The following is an 18,198-nucleotide window of genomic DNA, read 5'->3' on the forward strand; positions in this document are numbered from 1 at the left end:
AACTTCTAGTTACTGAATCCATCGTAATCAATCAGTATTGTTAGGCCAACGAGTTTCGCTCGTTGGCTTTTTTAATCTGGATCAAATTACCGTAAGATATCCGGTGAAAAAATTGGTAGAAATGTGCTTTTATTTCGTACACTTAAGTTGTGGTATATCGATAATTTAAGTGGAGAAAACCGCTCAAAATACCATTGAATTTGCAACACAATGAGCTTTTCTTGTTTCTCTGCTTTGGTGTGGAGGTGAAGCATGGCGCACCGGAGTTTTTACCCGTTTGCAAAACCGCTTAACGAGCAACTGCAAACGCTAAAAGGCAGGATGCAGGCGCACTTGCCATGTATTGATAGGGTGTCATTTGCAAAATATCACCCAGACCAAGATGTGCTCAAATCATTTGCAGAAAGTGAGTTCGACACTTGGTGTTTAGCCCATCACGAATCAGCATTCCGTAAACTCCACCACCTCAATATTGCCTCTAAAAACGCGGTTCCTCGTATCGTCGAAGACCTTCATGATATTAAGCACTGTCCTCGGGTTCAAATTTTACTCAAACACGGATATCAGTCGTCGGCTGCTATTCCTTGTTATGACAACAAAGCTTTTACTGGTTTTGTATTTTTGAACTCCACTCAACGTGATGCGTTTAGTTTAGAAGCGCTGAATGGTCTTAAACCTTATTTCGAAATGATTCGATTTGCGGTTGAATCAGAAACTCAAGTAGTCAATGCGATAGAAACGCTAGCGAACCGAATGCAATGTATGATGCCAGGCTATTCACCTGAGTATTACGCGCATACCAAACGCATGAAGTACTACAGTCAAATTATCGCAACGCAGTTAGCGGATCGTTATCACCTGAATGACGAAATGGTCGAAGATATTGGTATTTTTGCTCAGTTCCATGCGCTCGGTGATAGTCAGCTGCCAGTTGAAATTGCTAGCCGCCGAACAAATTACTCTCAAGAACAAGAGGCGATATTGATTCAACATATTGAGCGTTGTATCGATTCAGCGGATGACATAGTTGCCCGTATCGGAAATCCGGTTCACCCGAGTGTGACTTTGTTTTTGCAGATGATTATTTATCAGTACGAAAATTTAAATGGCACTGGTTATCCTTATGGTTTAACCAATGATGATATACCAATAGTCGCCCAAATTACGGCTGCCGCGAATGCCTTTGATTTTATGACAACGCACCATCCGTATAGACAAGCGTGGTCCATCCCATACGCATTGTTAGAACTTGAAAAATGGGTATATCAGGGGTGGTTATCTCGAGAATGTGTTGATGCTCTGCGAGAGCATCAAGGTTATATAAAGCAAATCATCCACAAATATCCCGAGCACTATACAGGCTTGGGGTTAATGTGAAGAGCAGTAACAAAGTTGAAATGTTGACGAGGAGGAATATTTAAACAATACTGTTTTTATATACAGTAATAAGTTTGGAGGTGAAGTATGTTGTGGGAAACCCTTGAAAGAGTAAACCGCTTACGCCAACAAGCACTTGCAAATCCTGAGTTTGTTGAGTCAGCAAAAGAGCACGAACAAGCACTTCAGGAGCAAGAATACCATTATCAAACTAAGAAAAAGCGTTCAGCCAAAGACAAACAAGGTAAAAAGTCGCTGGCCGATATCTATAAAGAAGTAGAGTTTGGCGCTGACGCTCGTCATTAATGTATTCACTGCGGCATTTTTCATTTCTTCATACGCTGCAGTATTCGTTCAAATTTATGCGAGAGCAGTGGGAGACCGCTGCTCTCGTTGACCTGCCTATAATTTACTAATGAAGTTCAGCAGAGCAAATTATCACTAACACTTAGCAATTCTCTCAATGGTCTTGTTTATGTAATGATAATGACAACGGTTTGCATTTGTATCTTTGTTGTTATATAAAACCTCCCTTATTAATCGTTCTGTTGAATAAGAACGGCAAACGTGATCAACGAATGAGAGCTTTGAATAACTGTTATTCGTAAATGGCTATTAGGTGAAGTAGGGATGTTGGAAGCTAAAGCACTCCAGTTTGAGATTGAAGGCAAGTCATTGCTAAAAGCGTTTGATGTGACATTTGAACCCGGAAAAACATACGCTCTTGTTGGACACAATGGTTCAGGAAAATCCACATTGTTAAAGTTGCTGGCACAGCAACAGCCATACACCGCTGGTGACGTGGTTCTGCATGGAACGAGCATTAACGATCTCTCAGCGAAAAAGTTTGCCCAACACATTGCCTACTTGCCTCAGCATCTTCCAGTGACCGACAGTATTTTAGGTCGAGATTTAGTCGGTTTTGGTCGTTATCCATGGCATGGTTTACTTGGACGTTTGAGTAAGAAAGATCACGACATTGTTGAAGAAGCAATGGCGATGACAGGCACACTAAAATACGCAGATCGCTTAGTGGACACGTTATCTGGAGGAGAGCGTCAACGTGTGTGGCTAGCTATGCTGTTAGCCCAAAAAACCGAGTATTTGCTTCTTGATGAGCCTTTGTCTGCGCTAGATATCAGCCATCAAGTCGATATGTTGAAGCTTATCTCTAAACTCAGTCAAGAACTGGGCTTGGGCGTTATTATCGTATTACACGACATCAACTTGGCTGCACGATTTTGCGACTACATCGTTGCATTACATCAAGGTGATTTGATTGCACAAGGCAATGTTGAACAGGTGTTTACTGAACCTAAGTTGAGGGACATATATGGGATAGAGATGATGATCTCTGACCACCCCGCGGGTTATCCGGTGGCGATGCCAAGCTAAAGGTTGGAATAATGAGCAGTACAAACACTCGACTTAAACATTTCTCTTTCGCTCTCTCACTTAGTGCGCTTTTGGTCAGTTCTTTTCAAGCACTAGCTGACGCATCACCTCGGGTGATGTCGGTTGATTGGACACAAACTGAAACGATGTTGGCTTTAGGGGTCGTACCTGTAGGCGTTGCTCAAGGGCAAGATTACGATGCTTGGGTAAAATCGCCACCGTTACCACCTCAAACTAAGGATGTAGGGTTAAGAACTCAACCCAATATAGAGCGTATTTACGAGCTCAGACCTGACCGTATTTTTATTGCCCCGTACTTCTCCTCAATGAAGCATCGCTTAGTCGATATTGCCCCCGTTACCACGATTGACTTATATGAAAGCGGGATTACAGATTGGTCGGTACTTACTCGTTTCACTCGGAGGTTTGGTGAAGAGCTGGGAAGAGAAGCGGAAGCAGAGGCGCTTATCCAACAATATGAAAAACGTTTCTCTTTATTAAAACAGCGCATAAACAAAGACCAGCCGCCGCTTTTAATGATTCAGTTTATGGATACAAAGCACGTACGTGTTTTTGGTCAAAATAGTCTTTACTCCCAGGCTATCGAAAAGATTGGGCTGAGTAATGCATGGAATGAAAAGACGAATAGCTGGGGCTTCAGCCTAGTTGGCATCGACAAGTTAGCTGGCATAAAAGCTCAAATCGTTATCGTAGAGCCATTACCTTATGGTGGAGCGGAGCAGCTCTCTCAAGACCCATTTTGGCAATATGTTGTTCAACAATCTGGTGAAAAGGTCATGCAAGTCGCGCCCGTTTGGAGTTTTGGTTCTATGCCTTCAGCCCTCCGTTTCGCAGAGTTAGTTACGGCGAGTAAGGTCGAGGAGTTAACACAATGAAAACGATGCCTTTAAGCTTTGTGGTGTTACTTTCGGCATTTACCTTTTCTATTGGTGCTTTCCAATTGTACCAAGTAAGCTCATTTTCGTTAGCTCTAAGCAGTTTATGGGAGCCTAACTTTCAATCTATCGATTCTGTTTTACTTCACTTTAGCTGGTGGCCTCGAGTCTTCACCACGATTATATCTGGTGCTGGATTAGCGGTTGCTGGGGTATTGATGCAGCAAGTGCTGCGTAACCCTCTCGCTTCACCCACGACACTTGGTGTGGCGAGCGGTTCAAGTTTTGCTTTGATGTTAGCTACGCTATTCGCACCTTGGATGTTGGATATCGCGCCTAATTTGGTTGCTCTCATCGGCGGTGTGATATCGATGGGGTTGGTGATGCTGTTGTCATGGCGACGAGCGTTATCTCCAACGGTTGTCGTCGTTTCTGGGTTAGTGATAAACCTGTACTTTGCATCATTAAGTACGGTTATTCTGATGATGAATACCGAAAAGCTGAATGGGTTAATGATATGGGGAGCCGGTTCGCTTGTTCAGAGTGGATGGGGAGATTTCTCGTATCTTGCCCCTCGAATCGCACTTGCTACGGTCGTTGCATTTGTGATTGCAAAGCCGTTAAGTCTGTTGGAACTCTCCGAGCAAGGTGCCAAGAGTTTAGGTGTCTCGCTAGCTAAGTTGCGTTTTGTCTGTCTTGGGCTTGCGGTGTTAATCACTTCTTGGGTGGTTTCTGCCGTAGGAATCATCGGTTTCATCGGGTTAGCGGCGCCAGCGATTACTCGATTGATAGGTATCAATAAAGTCCAGCATAAGCTTTGGGTATCAATGCTTATTGGTGCCATGTTATTGACTTTAACCGATTTGGTTATTCAGCAACTGCCAGGGCTAATGGCGAGTTTTATACCAACGGGAGCAGCAACCGCTGCACTGGGCGCTCCGCTACTGTTATGGCTGTTACCTCGCTTATCACAAAAGACGCAGGGCCATACTCAAACAGTGTTAACTCGACATCGTGAACATGTTTACAAGCTAAACCCTAAAGCGATCTCATTGGCGTTGATCGGCACGTTAATTTCTGTTGTTCTTTTTGCCACGGTTGCTGTGCAAAATGAAGGGTGGGCAAACTTATTTGCTAGCCAAAATTGGATTTTTTTGGAGTGGCGCGCACCTAGATTATTTGCAGCAGCAATTGCGGGGGCAATGTTAGCGATTGCTGGAACCATGATTCAACGCCTAAGTGGAAACCCAATGGCAAGTCCTGAAGTGATCGGTATCAGTTCAGGGACAGCGATGGGATTGATCATCGCGATGTTTACTGGGTTTGGTTCGTCAATTTTCACTCTTTCTCTAGGCGGGCTCGTAGGCGCATTAGCGACGGTATTAGTCATTGTGCTGCTAAACCGTAAGTCAGGCTTTCAGCCGGAGCGTATTTTGTTGACTGGTATTGCGATAACCGCACTGATGAATGCAATACAGAGCTTTATTCTAGCCACTGGTGACCCAAGAAGTTATCAAGCATTGGCTTGGTTGTCTGGGTCTACCTACTATGTCTCGGTTGAAACGTTACTCCCATTGTCTTTATCTGCGCTTGTCTTTATAGGGTTGAGTTTTCTCTGCGTAAGATGGCTAGATATTCTTCCTGTCGGTGCCGCTTCCTCTAAAGCACTTGGAATTCGAGTTGATCGTTCACGCGCAATACTGCTTCTTTTAGTTGCTTGTCTCACGGTCAGTGCGACATTGGTTGTTGGCCCGATTAGCTTTGTTGGGTTGTTGGCTCCGCATTTAGCTCGCTTATTTGGTTTTAACAAAGCGTCACAACACATGTTATGCGCCGCGATACTGGGGGCAGGGGTGATGTTGTTGGCTGATTGGTTGGGACGACAGGTCCTTTACCCGCAAGAAATACCAACAGGACTTATGGCGTCTCTCATTGGCGGTTTGTATTTAATGTGGGGTTTACGCCGTTTATAGAGATGAGTTAAGCCTCAACCAAGAAAGTACTTATACAAATAAGCACTCGTAGTGGCATTCGTAACCTATGCGAGTGCTTTATGCAAAACCTCTGGTTTGTCTTTTACGGAAACAACTGGCGATGCCGTAACTCGCTTTTCTTTCAGCGGTCGCTGAAGTCATGAAGGGTTGGTTTGGCTGCCGACAAAAAGGAGAAGAATATGACTCGGCAGTTTATGCTGACACCAACGTCGATGGCGGTTGTATTAGCTTTATCAACGCCAAATGTCTTGGCTCAGGAAGATGAAAATATAGTTGTGATTGGACAGCAGCAAGACAGTGCAGTTGGTCCTGATTTTAGTTATCTCGGAGCGAAGAGTCGGGCAGCGACGAAAACTGATATTGCTATCAATGAGACTCCAAGAGCGGTGTCTGTTGTTACGCGAGAGCAAATGGATGATCGTGCCTCTATTAGCATTTCTGACGCACTACAGTACACACCAAGCATTCAAACTAATTATTTCGGCGAAGATAACAAGCAAGATTGGTTTATTATTCGTGGTTTTAAACAGGCGAACAGTGGGTTGTATCAAGATGGTACCCGTTTATATTCTTCTGGCTTCTATAGTTGGCAAATAGATCCGTTTGCGTTAGAGAGGGTTGAAGTTTTACGTGGTGCAGCGTCTGTTCTTTATGGGCAAAACCCTCCTGGTGGGGTCATCAATGTTGTCAGTAAGCGACCTCAATTTGATGGGGGGTCAGGACTTGTATCTTTGGAGTACGGTTCTGAAGACCGTAAACAACTTTCTCTTGACGTAAACTCTGAGGTGAGTGAGCAGCTAGCTTTCCGCTTTCAAGGGTTAGCGAGAAAAAATGGGACGAGAATTAGTGGGGTAGAAGCAGAGCGCATTCTTCTCTCTCCATCGATGACGTACAAATTTAGTGAGGCGTCTGAAATTACCTTTCTAACGAGCTATCAAAAAGACGACTCAGATCCTTATCTGCAATTTTTGCCAGTTGAAGGAACGTTAACGCCAAACAAAAATGGAAAGATCAGTGATAGTTTAGCGATAGGCAATCCTAACTGGGAGACGTTTGAGCGTGAGCAGGTGTCTTTAGGCTATGAGTTTTCTCATGCATTTAATGATACCACTTCATTTATTCAAGCAGCTCGTTACAGCGAAATGGATGTTAAGCTAAGACAAATGTATTCGTACGTTTACTCGGCTGATGTGCCTGCGTTGGGGCCGGTTTTGGACCCATCAAATGAACGCAAAACCATACTTCGGGGTGCTTCAACAGAAGATGGGTCATCTGATGCTTTTAATATCGATAATCGTTTGATGCACCAAGTAAATTGGGGAAGTGTTGAGCATAACTTGATGTTGGGCATAGATTTTCAAATGATCAGTATCGATGGTAAAGATTTTGCCAATGACCCTATAGTTGCTAATGGTAATGCATTATTAAACACACCAATGGGAGCTTTGCCCGATCCTAGGTTTAATGTATTTAATCCTACTTATTCGGATAACATAATGTTACTCGATCCGAATACGCTACAACCATTGAGCGAAACCGATAAGCAAAGAACGAAAATCGATAATCAGCAGCTCGGCGTCTACTTTCAAGATCATATGCTGATCAACGATAAATGGGCGATGTTATTGGGCGCACGTTACGACGATACAAGTAATGAAGTACATAATGTTACCACGGGTGCTCGCACGAAAGTCGATCATGGAGAGTGGACGTTTAGCGTGGGAACGGCTTATATTTCTAATTCTGGCTTCACGCCATACTTTAGTTACTCTCAGTACTTTGATCCAATTATTCAAGAAGACAGCAATGGTAAGCCAGCGAAGCCTGAAAGCGGTGATCAATTTGAAATCGGTATGAAATACCAACCGGATTCATTTGATGGCTATTTCAATATTGCAACGTATCGGGCAACAAAAGAAAACTTGGCTCGTATCTACTTGAGTGAATTAACGCAAATAGGAAAAATAGAAAATAACGGCGTTGAGTTTGAAGCTGTAGCTAATGTGACACCATCCTTAACATTGATCGGGAACATTGCGTACGTTGATGCAGAGATAAAAGAAGACATCAATAAGGCATGGGTTGGCAAAACACCTTCCCAAGTGGCGAATACCGTATCATCAGCTTGGGCACATTATCGTTTCTTTGATGGACCTCTTGATGGCTTTGCTGTTGGCTTAGGCGCGCGCTATACAGGTGAGTCATACGGAGACAATGAAGAGAGACTAAAAGTACCAAGTTATTTCTTAATGGATGCGACGGTCAGTTATCGAATCGGCGATTACAAGCTACAAGTCGCAGCTAAAAACATCGCGGATAAAAAGTACATAGCGACATGTGATGGTTTTTGTTGGTATGGCGACCGACAAAATGTTATTGCAAGTTTAACTTACGACTGGTGAGTTAACGTATAAATAAACACCCCTAACTTTAGGGGTGTTTATTTAGAAATCGGCTTTACGGACAAAGTGCGGGTTTTTGTACTTTTTCTGCGGACCAAACGATGATACGACAAGTTTGTTCCATAATGTTTTGTCAAACTCACCCTTTGGAATCGAAGGGTAGAGGGTTTCCTCTTCTTCTCTTGCAAAGTTCATATATTGTTTCTTTTTAATTTGATTGTACTTTTTGGCGATCTGGTTATGTTTTCTTACCCACTCCAGCTTGTAATTGTGGAGCACTTTTTCACCATCTTCGAGACTCATCCGAGATAGGAACAGTCGCTTGTATGAGACCTTTCTGTCCAGCATTGTGCGCATAACGGTTTGGATATATTTACCGTGATGCGTAATGGTAATGTCGTTTTCATCAATAGGAGTGACACACCAGCCTTTAGGTAAAAAGTCTGGCTTCTTAAATTGCTTATTACGCTCCATTAGCGCCTGATGTAAAACTAAATCAGAGGTGCCGCGGAACGTCTTTTGCCATTTACCGATACGAATTTGAATCGAACCAGGCAAGCGATAGATGTTAGTAAACTTATCTTTGTCCATGGACTTGTGTCATGAGATTAATGTGCATAATTAGAAAGCGGAATTCAGCCCAATGCCACAGGCAGTAGACTTAAGTACCGTACGATTTTACAACGACCTTGCGTGATATAGCGAGGGGTTATGTCAATAATAGGTAAGAAATAGAAAATTAGTTCACATTATGAAGAAATTGGAAGCTAACAAGGCTAAATTTTGAAGTTACACCAATTATGCCCATACCAACTAAATAAAAAGAAGGCACGGGCATAAAATCACACCGCTTCTTCGAGTTGCTTGGTGTCTTCTTCAATCTGTTGTAGATGTCGGTTTGCTTGCTGTAACTGATACATTTGAGCATAACGACCATTTTGCGTTAAGAGTGCTTTGTGTGTGCCTTTCTCAACTAACTCCCCATGATGAAGAACAATGATTTGGTCTGCATCTAGGATAGTTGAAAGCCGATGAGCAATAACAACGAGCGTCATGTCTTGTCTGAGTACCGCCAAGCTCTTTTGGATTAAAGCCTCTGTTCCTGAGTCAATATTTGCGGTTGCTTCATCTAATATCAATATCTTAGGTTTTACCACAAGCACACGTGCTAACGCCAAAAGCTGTTTCTGACCCGCAGATAAATTAGTTTCGCCTTGACCTAACTGCGTGTCTAGCCCGTTAGGGTAACGATGAATTTGTTCTGCCAAACCTACCTTGTCTAACGCATCCCATATTTGATTGTCATCAACCGCCCGACTGAGAGAGATGTTTTCTCTGACTGAAGCAGGGAGAATATGTGGATCTTGTTGGACCATTGCCACATCTTTGCGAAGTACGTCTTTCCCTAATGTTTTAAGTGGACGACCATCTATGAGCAGTTCGCCACATTGCGTTGGATAAAAGCCCATTAACAGTGACGCTAATGTGCTTTTACCGCTTCCTGTATGCCCGACAAGCGCGATAAAGTCTTGGTGGTTGGCCTTCAACGAAATGTCTTTTAGGACGTCCTGTTTACCATCGTAGCTAAATGTGAGATCTCTAAGTTCGATAGCACCTGACCTTAATGGTTGATGATTGTCCCCGTAAGTTTGTTCTTTCGCGTCAATTAATTCAAAAACACGTTCGCTTGATACTAACGCCTGCTGAAGTAGAGCAAGTTGCTGAGTCATCTCAATTAGTGGTTCAGTAACTCGCGCAAGATAACTGATAAATGCATACAGTACCCCCACACCAATCAACTCAATACCATTAAAACCAAAGATCGCAACCAAGCAAAGCAACGCAAGACCAGCGAGTAAGTCCATTAATGGTCTTAGCAGATAGCCGTTTAGCCGAATCACTCGTTTAGATGCCACCAGATGCTCTGCGGTTAGCTCGTTGAACTGTTTATTAAAACGCTCTTCTTGTTGCATTAATTGAATGACACTCATCCCTTGAATGGATTCACTCAGATTCGCATTTATATCGGTCAATAGGTCACGCATCTTTCGGTAGCTTTCTGTACTTAGCTGCTTAAACAAGTACATAAAGCCGATGACGATCGGCAGCAATACAAGCACAACGAGTGTGAGCTTCCAACTCATGAAAAACATAACGCCAAGCATTACGACAATCATGACCACGTTTTTCACCACGGTCGCGATCAAAAGCTCATAAAATTGCTGTAAAGATTCCGTATCGTTGGTGATTCGCGACACCAATTTTCCAGCAGGAGTGTAATCAAACGCAGATAACGGCTGCTTAATCACGCCAGAAAATACTTGCTTACGAATCGCTTTGATCGTGTTAGCCGCGACAATGCTAAATTGCAATGACTGAAAATACTGGAATGTTGCCGATACGATCTGAAGAGCGATATAACCTACTGCTAGCGAAATCAGAACATTTTGTGAATAGTCACCTTTAGCGATGTGCTCATCAATGAAATATTGAATCAACCAAGGGCCGCCGGCGCTAGCTAACGCTGCAATAAACAGCAAGGCGAGTCCTTTAATCATTGGCTTTGGTTGAGATAATGGGTAAGACATTAACCGTTTAAACGTGCTGGTCTGGTTCATTCATTATTCCTCCATCGCCTGTTCTAGTTTTTGGTACTCGAACATTTCGGCGTACCATCCCTGATGCGCTAATAAAGCGCTATGTTGCCCACGTTCAGTAATGTGGCCGTGATTCAAGACAATGATCTCGTCTGCTGCTTCCAATGCGGTGAGGCGGTGCGCAATAACGATTAGGGCTTGATCACGGTAGTGTGTTTCCAAATTCTTAAGGATTTGATGTTCGGTCCGTCCATCAACAGCGGAAAGTGCATCGTCCAAAACCAACACTTGGGCATTCAGCAGCATAGCGCGTGCTATCGCAATACGTTGTTTTTGCCCGCCGGAGAGTGTAATGCCTTTTTCACCAACTTCTGTTTGGTAGCCTTCAGGAAACTTTTCAATATCGTCATGTATACAGGCTAACTTTGCTGCTCTATAGACTTCTTCTTTCTCTGCATTAGGGTTGCCTAAGGCAATATTGTCGAAGATAGATTTGGAGAATAGAAACGGACTTTGATTAACTACAGCAAAACGGTTGCGCCACTGTGGAAGTAGGGCATCCTTGATCTTGACATCACCGAATTTAATTGAGCCGTTTTCTAAATCATGTTGACGCAAAAGTAGTGTTAACAGGGTCGATTTTCCGCTTCCTACCGGCCCTGCAACTCCCAACATTTTTCCGGGTTCCAGTTCGATGTTTACTTCCGTCAAAGCGGGCGGTAAATCACTAGACCAATGGAAATCGGCGATATCAATTTTTAACGGAAGTGGTTTATTTTCTATTGGCTTATTGCCACTGATAATTGCTGGCTTTTCATCAAAGATCTCTTGTAATCGGTTCCATGCAGCAGAGCCTCTTTCTAAAATGTTAAATAGGAATGCGAATGCCAGCATCGGCCATATCATCAACCCTAAATACATCGTAAATGCGGTCAGATCACCAAGCGTGATCTCACCTTTATCAACAAGGTAAGCACCAGCAGCGACACTAAGAAGGAAAGAAAGACCGATGGTTAACTGAATTGCCGGGTCAAATCTAGCATCGACTCTTGCGACAGCGATGTTCTTTTCGCCAGTATCATCCACAACCTCTTCAAAACGTTGCTGCTCTTGGTTTTCTAATCCGAAAGCACGCAGCATTCGCACGCCATTAAGTGACTCTTGTGTCATGTCTGACATGGTAGAAAAGGCTTCCTGAGCGACACGAAAGCGTTGATGTAGGATACGCACAATAAAGAAGATGATGATGGCAAGAAATGGCATTGGAAGAAGCGCCATTACGGTGAGCTTCCAGCTTACTTGCGTTACCATAATGATTAAAACCGCAATACCAGTGATCAAAGAGTCTGCGGCGGTTAAAACCCCTTCGCCGGCAGTCATAACGATATTACGCACATCATTAGTGCCACGAGCCATCAGATCCCCCGTCTTGTAACGTTCAAAAAAACGAGGTGGCTGTGTCGATAAATGCCTATATAGACGGTTACGTAGAATGGTCCCGAGCTCCCAGCTTGCGCCGAAAAGCCAAATTCGCCATAAGATGCGACACCCATAAATAGTAAAGATCAGTACAGTTAACCCTGAGAGCCATAGAATCAGCGTATTTGTATCTAAAGTGTTGTCTACGACGCCATCAACTATGATGCCAACTGCTTTGGGCGGAACAAGCTGTAGTGCTGATATCACAGCGAAAAGCAGAATGGATCCGACATAGTGCCTCCACTTTTGTTGGAAATACCAACGTAGCTGCCAGAATATTCTCATTACGCCTCCCGCTTTAAATTATTGAATTTGTTATAGAACTATTATTGAGCGAAATGATGAGTTTACAAGCACAAGTTATAGGCGGGTTTAAAAACGATAGATTGTTTCAATTATAGCCATGTGTCGGCGCAAATTACTGGTTTTATCTCTATGAGCTAACTGTGCGACGACATTATGTGAAATAGTTGTTAATGGTGGTTTTGGAGCCATTACCTTGCAATAACGATGAAGACACTAAAAGTAAAAGTGTTACTGCCACTCTATATGGGAATTAGCAATCGTCAGTTTGTATTTTGTATTTCACTTGGCCACCAGGAGTTTCTGGGTAGTAAACTTCGACATAACACATATGTTCTGGACCAACAGGCTTGTTTGCAAAACCAATAAGGAAGTAGGGCTCGTCTGGGCTATCTACCCCATACCAAGTGTTAATAGTGAGTTGCGGATCAAAGCCTGCTAGCTCTTTTGCTGGAATAACATTTTTGATAAATCCAAAGTAACCAATTAGGTCGTTATGGCCGTCATTATCTAGATCAATGTTATATTGTATGCCGCCATCTACTGTCTCTTGAGATTGAATCACTGCTTTGGTGTAGACAAAGTTGTTGGCGGTCATGAGTGCTTCTCTGGCTCCATATAGAACCGCCACTCTGGCATCTTTTTGTAAGCCAAGAAATTTAGGAAATGCAACGACGCTTACAATACCAAGAATGATGATGCACACAATGAGTTCAATAAGAGTAAATCCTTGAGAGCGACGCACAGCCTTTCTCCATGTTTTAGAAACGAATAGGCGGCTATTCTGATATAGAAACTTTCAGGTCAAGTATTAAAAAAGAATGATAATAAGAGATCGGGATTGCAAATCTCAAATATAAAACAAGTTGCTTATTTTCGGGATGAGGAGTGATTTTGATAAAAACCAAGGAATGAACTCGAGAGGATAAAATCCTCCCGAGTAAAGCGACTAAGATTCGTGTGTCAGAGCACTGCGGTTACGTTTAAAAATGAATCGCCAAATAAATAAGACAATTGCGATGTAACCTAATCCTACACCAAGCGCTTGCCAGTGCATGCCGTTATACATCGCGATTGGCATCAAAGAGATGATGAAGATGTCAGTGATTGAGCCAGGGACATAAGCGATGGCGTAATCATCAAGCACCTTGCTACGCATTTTTGGATCAACAATACGAAGCAAGGCAATACCCATGGCAACCGTACCGGTTAACCAGCCCCAAGAGAAAATGCCTTTCTCGAACCAATCTTCGCCCATGATACGTGGGGCAACCCAGAAGATTAGCCATAGTGTGAAGGCGATACCACCAATTGCAAGCACTACCATCGGCATTAAATACTGGGCTAAGACGGTAATCTTGATGGCTGAGATACCAAAGATAATCAAATAATCGGTACTGATGCCCGCAGCGTGTTTGAATGCACCGTCACAAAGATAGCGTGAAGCTTTCGTTTGTTTCGCGATGATTCGCACAAGCATGCCGCCAAGGAAGCCGGTTACGAACGTAGGGATTTGTACCTTATCGTGGAAAGAAGATAAGTAGTTAGCCGCTACATACGAGAAAGCTGTTACCACTACAACCAACGCCGCGTGAATCGCAAAAGAATCAACCGACAGGGAAGACATGGTGTCTTTCATTACCGGTTCTTGATCAACAGGCTTAACAAGGCCTTTGCGTTCGTGTTCATCCATGCTGTCGAAGGTCGTAAAGCTACGAATCCAACCCATCTTCAATGCGAATTGCAGCATGAGCATGCCGACAGAAATTGAAATGAAAATACCCACGGTTGCGAACGTTAAGCCAAGTGTGAAGCCATCTTCCCAGCCAAGCCCCGTGAAGATTTCACCAACAACAGAGGCTGAACCGTGTCCGCCCATAAAACCCGCAGACATTGTCACACCAAAGCCAGGGTTAATCTCTGGCCAGAAGATGGTTGTGAGAACTAGACCAAACATTGCCGCAAACAACCACTGAGAAACAGAAGCGATTTGGTTAAACGCCCACAATGAGCCAGCACGCTGTGCGACGGTTTTAGGTGATGGAACATCCGTTGTCAGACCTAACGCAGAAAAAAGTGCAGCAGTTAATAGGCTTGCGTTAGCGGTAAACGTATCGGTCCAAGGCAGTACGTCTAACAGGGCTGGTCCAAAAATTAGACCGAATAATCCTGCGAGAACCGCCGATGGAATGTACATACGCTGTAGTAATGGCGCGTGAACGCGAATGACTTTTGCCAAAATCAATAGTAAGCCAGCGATGGCTAAGTCAGTCAGCATTAGACCTTTAGGCATCTTATCCTCCAGTAAATGCAGTCAAGGGGTAGCGTCCTTGTGACCTACCTTGAATAAAAATCTCTCTCAAGCCAAAAAGCCACATACGTGACTAAAAGCGTTGAGAAATCAATGTCGTTTTCATAAGCAAAGGAATGTGCTTATGCAATTTGAAATGAGTGTAAATGTTGTGATTGCACACGAACAGGAAGAGAAATTAGATTAAATTTCTCGATATTTTTTGATAGTTCACTCAGGAAAGGCGGCAATCCTAGTCACTTTGTCAGAGCAATGCAATTGGTGTGAATCAATAAATTATGCCTAGTTAATGGGTGTCTCTGACTAACAACATGAAAAATAAAGACAATTAACAAGCAATAATATTTGTCATATCGACAATAAAAGTTAATTAAATGGTTAAATTGTCGCCGATTTATGGGGTGACGTTATGGATTCACATGAGAAAGAATAAAATCGACCAAGGTACGGTTTTTAAGGGAAAGCTGTTTTGAACGGTAAAGCAGGTGGATCGATTTTGGCTTGGGAGCATGTTGCTGGAGAATTTCTACCAAGGCACCAGATTGGATTTCCTGCTCAACTAAGATCTTTGGTTGCATAAGAACACCAGAGCTTTTTAACGCGGCGAACTTAAGTACATCGCCATTGTTAGACGTTAATCGGGTGTTGCTGTTTCCAAAGGTATTAGATGGCATGTTCACCACTTGTTGGCTTTCTCCTTGGTGATACTGAAACCCCAAACAATGATGGTGTGCTAAGTCATCAAGTGATTGGATAGGGGCATGTTGCTCAAGGTAAGAGGGTGAGGCGCAGTAAGTCATGTGGTATTCACCCAGTTTTCTCGCGACTAACGACGAATCGACCAACTCACCGATTCGAATAATCACGTCAGCTTCGCTTCGATATGGGTCAATCAAATTGTTGTCCAACATTAGCTCAACGTTCAAATCGGGAAATTCAGCTAAGAAGTCAGCCACGATTGGAGCAATGACCTTTTTGCCATACGTGACAGGGCAGTTAACTTTTACAGTTCCGGTTGGACGGTTGATCAGCGTCTGGATCAGGTTCTCTGCGTTGGTGATGTCTTCAATAATGCGGTGGCACTCTTGGTAGTAGAGTCTGCCAGCTTCGGTCAGGGACTGTTTGCGCGTGGTGCGATGAATTAGCTGTGTACCTAAGCTTTGCTCAAGAAAGCTCACGTGCTTGCCAACCATGGTCGGTGAAATATCAAAGTGGTGTGCTGCATTACGAAAGCTGCCGTGTTCGACCACGTAAGCGAAAACCTTCATGCTTGTTAATTTATCCATTACACACCCAGAGTTGATAAAGAAATAACTAAAGCAGAGTTTATCAATCAAATGAGGTTAATTACAGTGGACGTATGATTAAGAATGGAGAAAGAGAGCCATCATGAGCGAGACGATTTTTGTTACCGCCGAACTGAAAATGAATGCCGATAAGCCAAGACAACAAGTGGTTGAAGCCATTGAACAATTTTGCCTTGATATGCAAAGCGAAGCGGGGTGCTTGCAAGCGAATGCGACCTACGATTCTACAGAACCACAACGTGTGATTCTTTGGGAGCGATATGAAAACCGCACCGCGATTGAAGCGCATTTTGCTATGCCGCATACACAAGCGTTTATTGCTGCTGAAGTGGCAGAGTTAGTCCAAGCATTCGAAACCCAAGCTCAATAGGAGAGGCGAACATGAAATGGGGCATTTTAGGCACAAGCTTTATCTCAGGTGTCATGGCTGAAGCAATCCAAGGCGATGACAAGAGTGAACTGTACGCGGTTGCTGGGCGTTCGGAGCAGAACTTAAAGACATTCGCTGAGCAATATGGCATCGAGAATACGTTCACCGATTACGATGCGTTGATTGCTGATGAGCAAGTCGACATTATTTACATAGCATTGCCAAATCACCTTCATCATGACTTTATCGTTAAAGCGGCAGAGCAGGGAAAAGCGATCCTGTGTGAAAAGTCACTGTCGGTAGATATGGAAAAAACCGAGTTGGCACTAAAAGCAGTCGAAACGCACAAGGTATTCTTTGCTGAGGGTTTGATGTACTTACATCACCCATTGATCAGCGAGTTGGTTTCTGTGCTTAAATCGGGAGAGATTGGTGAACTTCGCTCCATCCACACGTCTTATATTGCGTCGATTGCGCAGTTTGTTAATCCAGACAGTAAAGGTGCTTTGTATAACTTAGGTTGCTACCCAATGTCATTGGTGCATTTGGTGGTGAAAACCATGTTGGGTGAACAAGCCGTTGGAAACCGCTCTATGACGGCGATTGGTCGACGAGGTAACGATGGGAATATCTGTGAATCGAGTTTGATGATGCAATTCGGTGAGCAACAAACCGCGAGCGTACACACCGCCGAAGATCATGGATTGAAACACCAATTCACTATTCTGGGTAGTAAAGGCAGTATTACGTTAGACTCGAATCCATGGCTACCAACGCAAGACAACCAGTTTAGTGTGGAAATTTACGAGACGTCGAAGCGCGAGGTGTCTGTATCGGCAGCTGGAGACGCTTTCTTCTATCAAGTGCGCAATATTCGCCAAGCGGTTGAAGCAGGGCGTACATCGTTAGAGAACCCTTGTGCAACATGGGAAGACTCTCACCGTATTATGCAGCTACTGACTGAGTGGGAATCACTGGCTTCAAAGTAAGTCTGTACTTGAACCAATGAACATAAAAACGGCGCACTAAATCCAATATTTGGTGCGCCGTTTTGTTTTGGATTCAGTCTCTGTTAAATGCGATTATCGCCGGTGCTGAACGCAATGATTTGGCTGATTTCAGACAGGCTTCTACCACTTTCTTGCTGCCATTGAACAAACGCTTTGTTGGTTGCATCGAGCGATTTTTTCGTATCTTTGCCACCTTCAATGATCTTGCAATTACGTAGGTAAGCTTCAACGTCGCTAGACAAGATAAAGGTATCAACGCCCATTTGACGAAGTGTGTAAGGACCGGTATTGCCACCTAGGCGATTACCGCGTTTCTTCAAATACGCCCATAGGTCGGTGATTTTCTCTTGCGGCCAATCGGCAACCATTTTGCCAAACGAGCCGTATTCGATTTTTGCTTCGTGGATCATACGTGCGTTGGCAGGGATCGACATGACTTTAGTGAGGTGGCGAATAATGCGTTTATCTGTTGCTTTGGTTTCCCATTGCTCGTCTGACAGCATCAGCAACGGCTCAATCTTAAACCCAAAGAACACTTCTTCGAAGTTCGGCCACTTGTTGCGAACCACGCTCCACGAAATCCCACTTTGGAATACTTTCATCGAAAAAGCGGCCAGCCAACGGTCGTCGGGAATCGCTGCCAGCTCTTCTTTGCTTAGTGGATGAGACAAAAGCGCTTCAAGTTGATCTTCACCACCTTTACGCTCGGCAGCGCGCTGATAAATCGCGTCAAATTTTTCGATACTCATAAAAGAAG

At 43.7% G+C, this 18,198-nt stretch carries 15 protein-coding genes; 8 read left to right on the forward strand and 7 right to left on the reverse strand.

Annotated elements, in window-relative coordinates:
- Positions 1–252 precede the first annotated feature (252 nt).
- The 6 genes from R7044_RS05770 to R7044_RS05795 all read left to right on the forward strand — a co-directional run bounded on the left by R7044_RS05770 (position 253) and on the right by R7044_RS05795 (position 8,064).
- Positions 253–1,377 (forward strand): HD-GYP domain-containing protein, encoded by a 1,125-nt coding sequence (locus R7044_RS05770; protein ID WP_033905239.1) that lies wholly within the window; start codon positions 253–255, stop codon positions 1,375–1,377.
- An 87-nt stretch (positions 1,378–1,464) separates the two neighbouring features.
- Positions 1,465–1,683: a hypothetical protein gene (locus R7044_RS05775; protein WP_005377723.1), complete on the forward strand. Its 219-nt coding sequence runs from the start codon at positions 1,465–1,467 to the stop codon at positions 1,681–1,683.
- A gap of 324 nt (positions 1,684–2,007) precedes the next feature.
- Positions 2,008–2,772, forward strand: coding sequence for an ABC transporter ATP-binding protein (locus tag R7044_RS05780; RefSeq protein ID WP_005377721.1), 765 nt, complete (start codon positions 2,008–2,010; stop codon positions 2,770–2,772).
- A gap of 11 nt (positions 2,773–2,783) precedes the next feature.
- Positions 2,784–3,668 carry an iron-siderophore ABC transporter substrate-binding protein gene (locus R7044_RS05785; protein ID WP_054574124.1) on the forward strand — a complete coding sequence of 295 codons (885 nt, stop codon included), beginning with the start codon at positions 2,784–2,786 and terminating at the stop codon, positions 3,666–3,668.
- Positions 3,665–5,641, forward strand: coding sequence for a Fe(3+)-hydroxamate ABC transporter permease FhuB (gene fhuB, locus R7044_RS05790; protein ID WP_005389078.1), 1,977 nt, complete (start codon positions 3,665–3,667; stop codon positions 5,639–5,641). The genes R7044_RS05785 and fhuB overlap by 4 nt, the downstream gene beginning before the upstream one ends.
- Positions 5,642–5,841: 200 nt before the next feature.
- Entirely contained in the window at positions 5,842–8,064 is a 2,223-nt protein-coding gene (locus R7044_RS05795) for a TonB-dependent siderophore receptor (RefSeq protein ID WP_225455406.1), read from the forward strand.
- A 42-nt stretch (positions 8,065–8,106) separates the two neighbouring features.
- Here R7044_RS05795 and R7044_RS05800 read toward each other — a convergent pair whose 3' ends face one another.
- From R7044_RS05800 to R7044_RS05825, 6 genes are all read right to left on the reverse strand, one after another.
- Entirely contained in the window at positions 8,107–8,655 is a 549-nt protein-coding gene (locus tag R7044_RS05800) for a hypothetical protein (protein ID WP_005377712.1), read from the reverse strand.
- Between the two features lie 251 nt (positions 8,656–8,906).
- Entirely contained in the window at positions 8,907–10,682 is a 1,776-nt protein-coding gene (locus tag R7044_RS05805; protein ID WP_042522895.1) for an ABC transporter transmembrane domain-containing protein, read from the reverse strand.
- Positions 10,683–10,685: 3 nt separating this feature from the next.
- Entirely contained in the window at positions 10,686–12,425 is a 1,740-nt protein-coding gene (locus R7044_RS05810) for an ABC transporter transmembrane domain-containing protein (protein WP_054579468.1), read from the reverse strand.
- A gap of 271 nt (positions 12,426–12,696) precedes the next feature.
- On the reverse strand, positions 12,697–13,188 hold the full coding sequence (locus R7044_RS05815) for a type II secretion system protein (RefSeq protein WP_005377704.1): 492 nt from the start codon (positions 13,186–13,188) through the stop codon (positions 12,697–12,699).
- A gap of 204 nt (positions 13,189–13,392) precedes the next feature.
- Positions 13,393–14,736, reverse strand: a complete 1,344-nt coding sequence (locus tag R7044_RS05820; protein ID WP_225455407.1) for a sodium/glutamate symporter — start codon at positions 14,734–14,736, stop codon at positions 13,393–13,395.
- A 425-nt stretch (positions 14,737–15,161) separates the two neighbouring features.
- A complete protein-coding gene (locus tag R7044_RS05825; RefSeq protein WP_225455408.1) occupies positions 15,162–16,040 on the reverse strand; it encodes a LysR family transcriptional regulator in 879 nt (292 codons plus the stop codon).
- 103 nt (positions 16,041–16,143) lie between these two features.
- Between R7044_RS05825 and R7044_RS05830 the strand changes: the two genes are divergently transcribed.
- Both R7044_RS05830 and R7044_RS05835 read left to right on the forward strand, forming a co-directional pair.
- Positions 16,144–16,431 carry a putative quinol monooxygenase gene (locus R7044_RS05830; protein WP_005377698.1) on the forward strand — a complete coding sequence of 96 codons (288 nt, stop codon included), beginning with the start codon at positions 16,144–16,146 and terminating at the stop codon, positions 16,429–16,431.
- 11 nt (positions 16,432–16,442) lie between these two features.
- Positions 16,443–17,420, forward strand: coding sequence for a Gfo/Idh/MocA family protein (locus R7044_RS05835; RefSeq protein WP_222712240.1), 978 nt, complete (start codon positions 16,443–16,445; stop codon positions 17,418–17,420).
- A gap of 83 nt (positions 17,421–17,503) precedes the next feature.
- Here R7044_RS05835 and R7044_RS05840 read toward each other — a convergent pair whose 3' ends face one another.
- Positions 17,504–18,190 (reverse strand): DNA-3-methyladenine glycosylase I, encoded by a 687-nt coding sequence (locus tag R7044_RS05840; RefSeq protein WP_005377694.1) that lies wholly within the window; start codon positions 18,188–18,190, stop codon positions 17,504–17,506.
- Positions 18,191–18,198 lie beyond the last annotated feature (8 nt).

Source organism: Vibrio sp. 1402 (genome assembly GCF_033340275.1).

Bases quoted from the DNA above. Each gene is read 5' to 3' on its own strand.
- R7044_RS05770 (WP_033905239.1), top strand. From the start codon at position 253: ATGGCGCACCGGAGTTTTTACCCGTTTGCAAAACCGCTTAACGAGCAA.
- R7044_RS05775 (WP_005377723.1), top strand. From the start codon at position 1,465: ATGTTGTGGGAAACCCTTGAAAGAGTAAACCGCTTACGCCAACAAGCA.
- R7044_RS05780 (WP_005377721.1), top strand. From the start codon at position 2,008: ATGTTGGAAGCTAAAGCACTCCAGTTTGAGATTGAAGGCAAGTCATTG.
- R7044_RS05785 (WP_054574124.1), top strand. From the start codon at position 2,784: ATGAGCAGTACAAACACTCGACTTAAACATTTCTCTTTCGCTCTCTCA.
- fhuB (WP_005389078.1), top strand. From the start codon at position 3,665: ATGAAAACGATGCCTTTAAGCTTTGTGGTGTTACTTTCGGCATTTACC.
- R7044_RS05795 (WP_225455406.1), top strand. From the start codon at position 5,842: ATGACTCGGCAGTTTATGCTGACACCAACGTCGATGGCGGTTGTATTA.
- R7044_RS05800 (WP_005377712.1), bottom strand. From the start codon at position 8,655: ATGGACAAAGATAAGTTTACTAACATCTATCGCTTGCCTGGTTCGATT.
- R7044_RS05805 (WP_042522895.1), bottom strand. From the start codon at position 10,682: ATGAACCAGACCAGCACGTTTAAACGGTTAATGTCTTACCCATTATCT.
- R7044_RS05810 (WP_054579468.1), bottom strand. From the start codon at position 12,425: ATGAGAATATTCTGGCAGCTACGTTGGTATTTCCAACAAAAGTGGAGG.
- R7044_RS05820 (WP_225455407.1), bottom strand. From the start codon at position 14,736: ATGCCTAAAGGTCTAATGCTGACTGACTTAGCCATCGCTGGCTTACTA.
- R7044_RS05825 (WP_225455408.1), bottom strand. From the start codon at position 16,040: ATGGATAAATTAACAAGCATGAAGGTTTTCGCTTACGTGGTCGAACAC.
- R7044_RS05830 (WP_005377698.1), top strand. From the start codon at position 16,144: ATGAGCGAGACGATTTTTGTTACCGCCGAACTGAAAATGAATGCCGAT.
- R7044_RS05835 (WP_222712240.1), top strand. From the start codon at position 16,443: ATGAAATGGGGCATTTTAGGCACAAGCTTTATCTCAGGTGTCATGGCT.
- R7044_RS05840 (WP_005377694.1), bottom strand. From the start codon at position 18,190: ATGAGTATCGAAAAATTTGACGCGATTTATCAGCGCGCTGCCGAGCGT.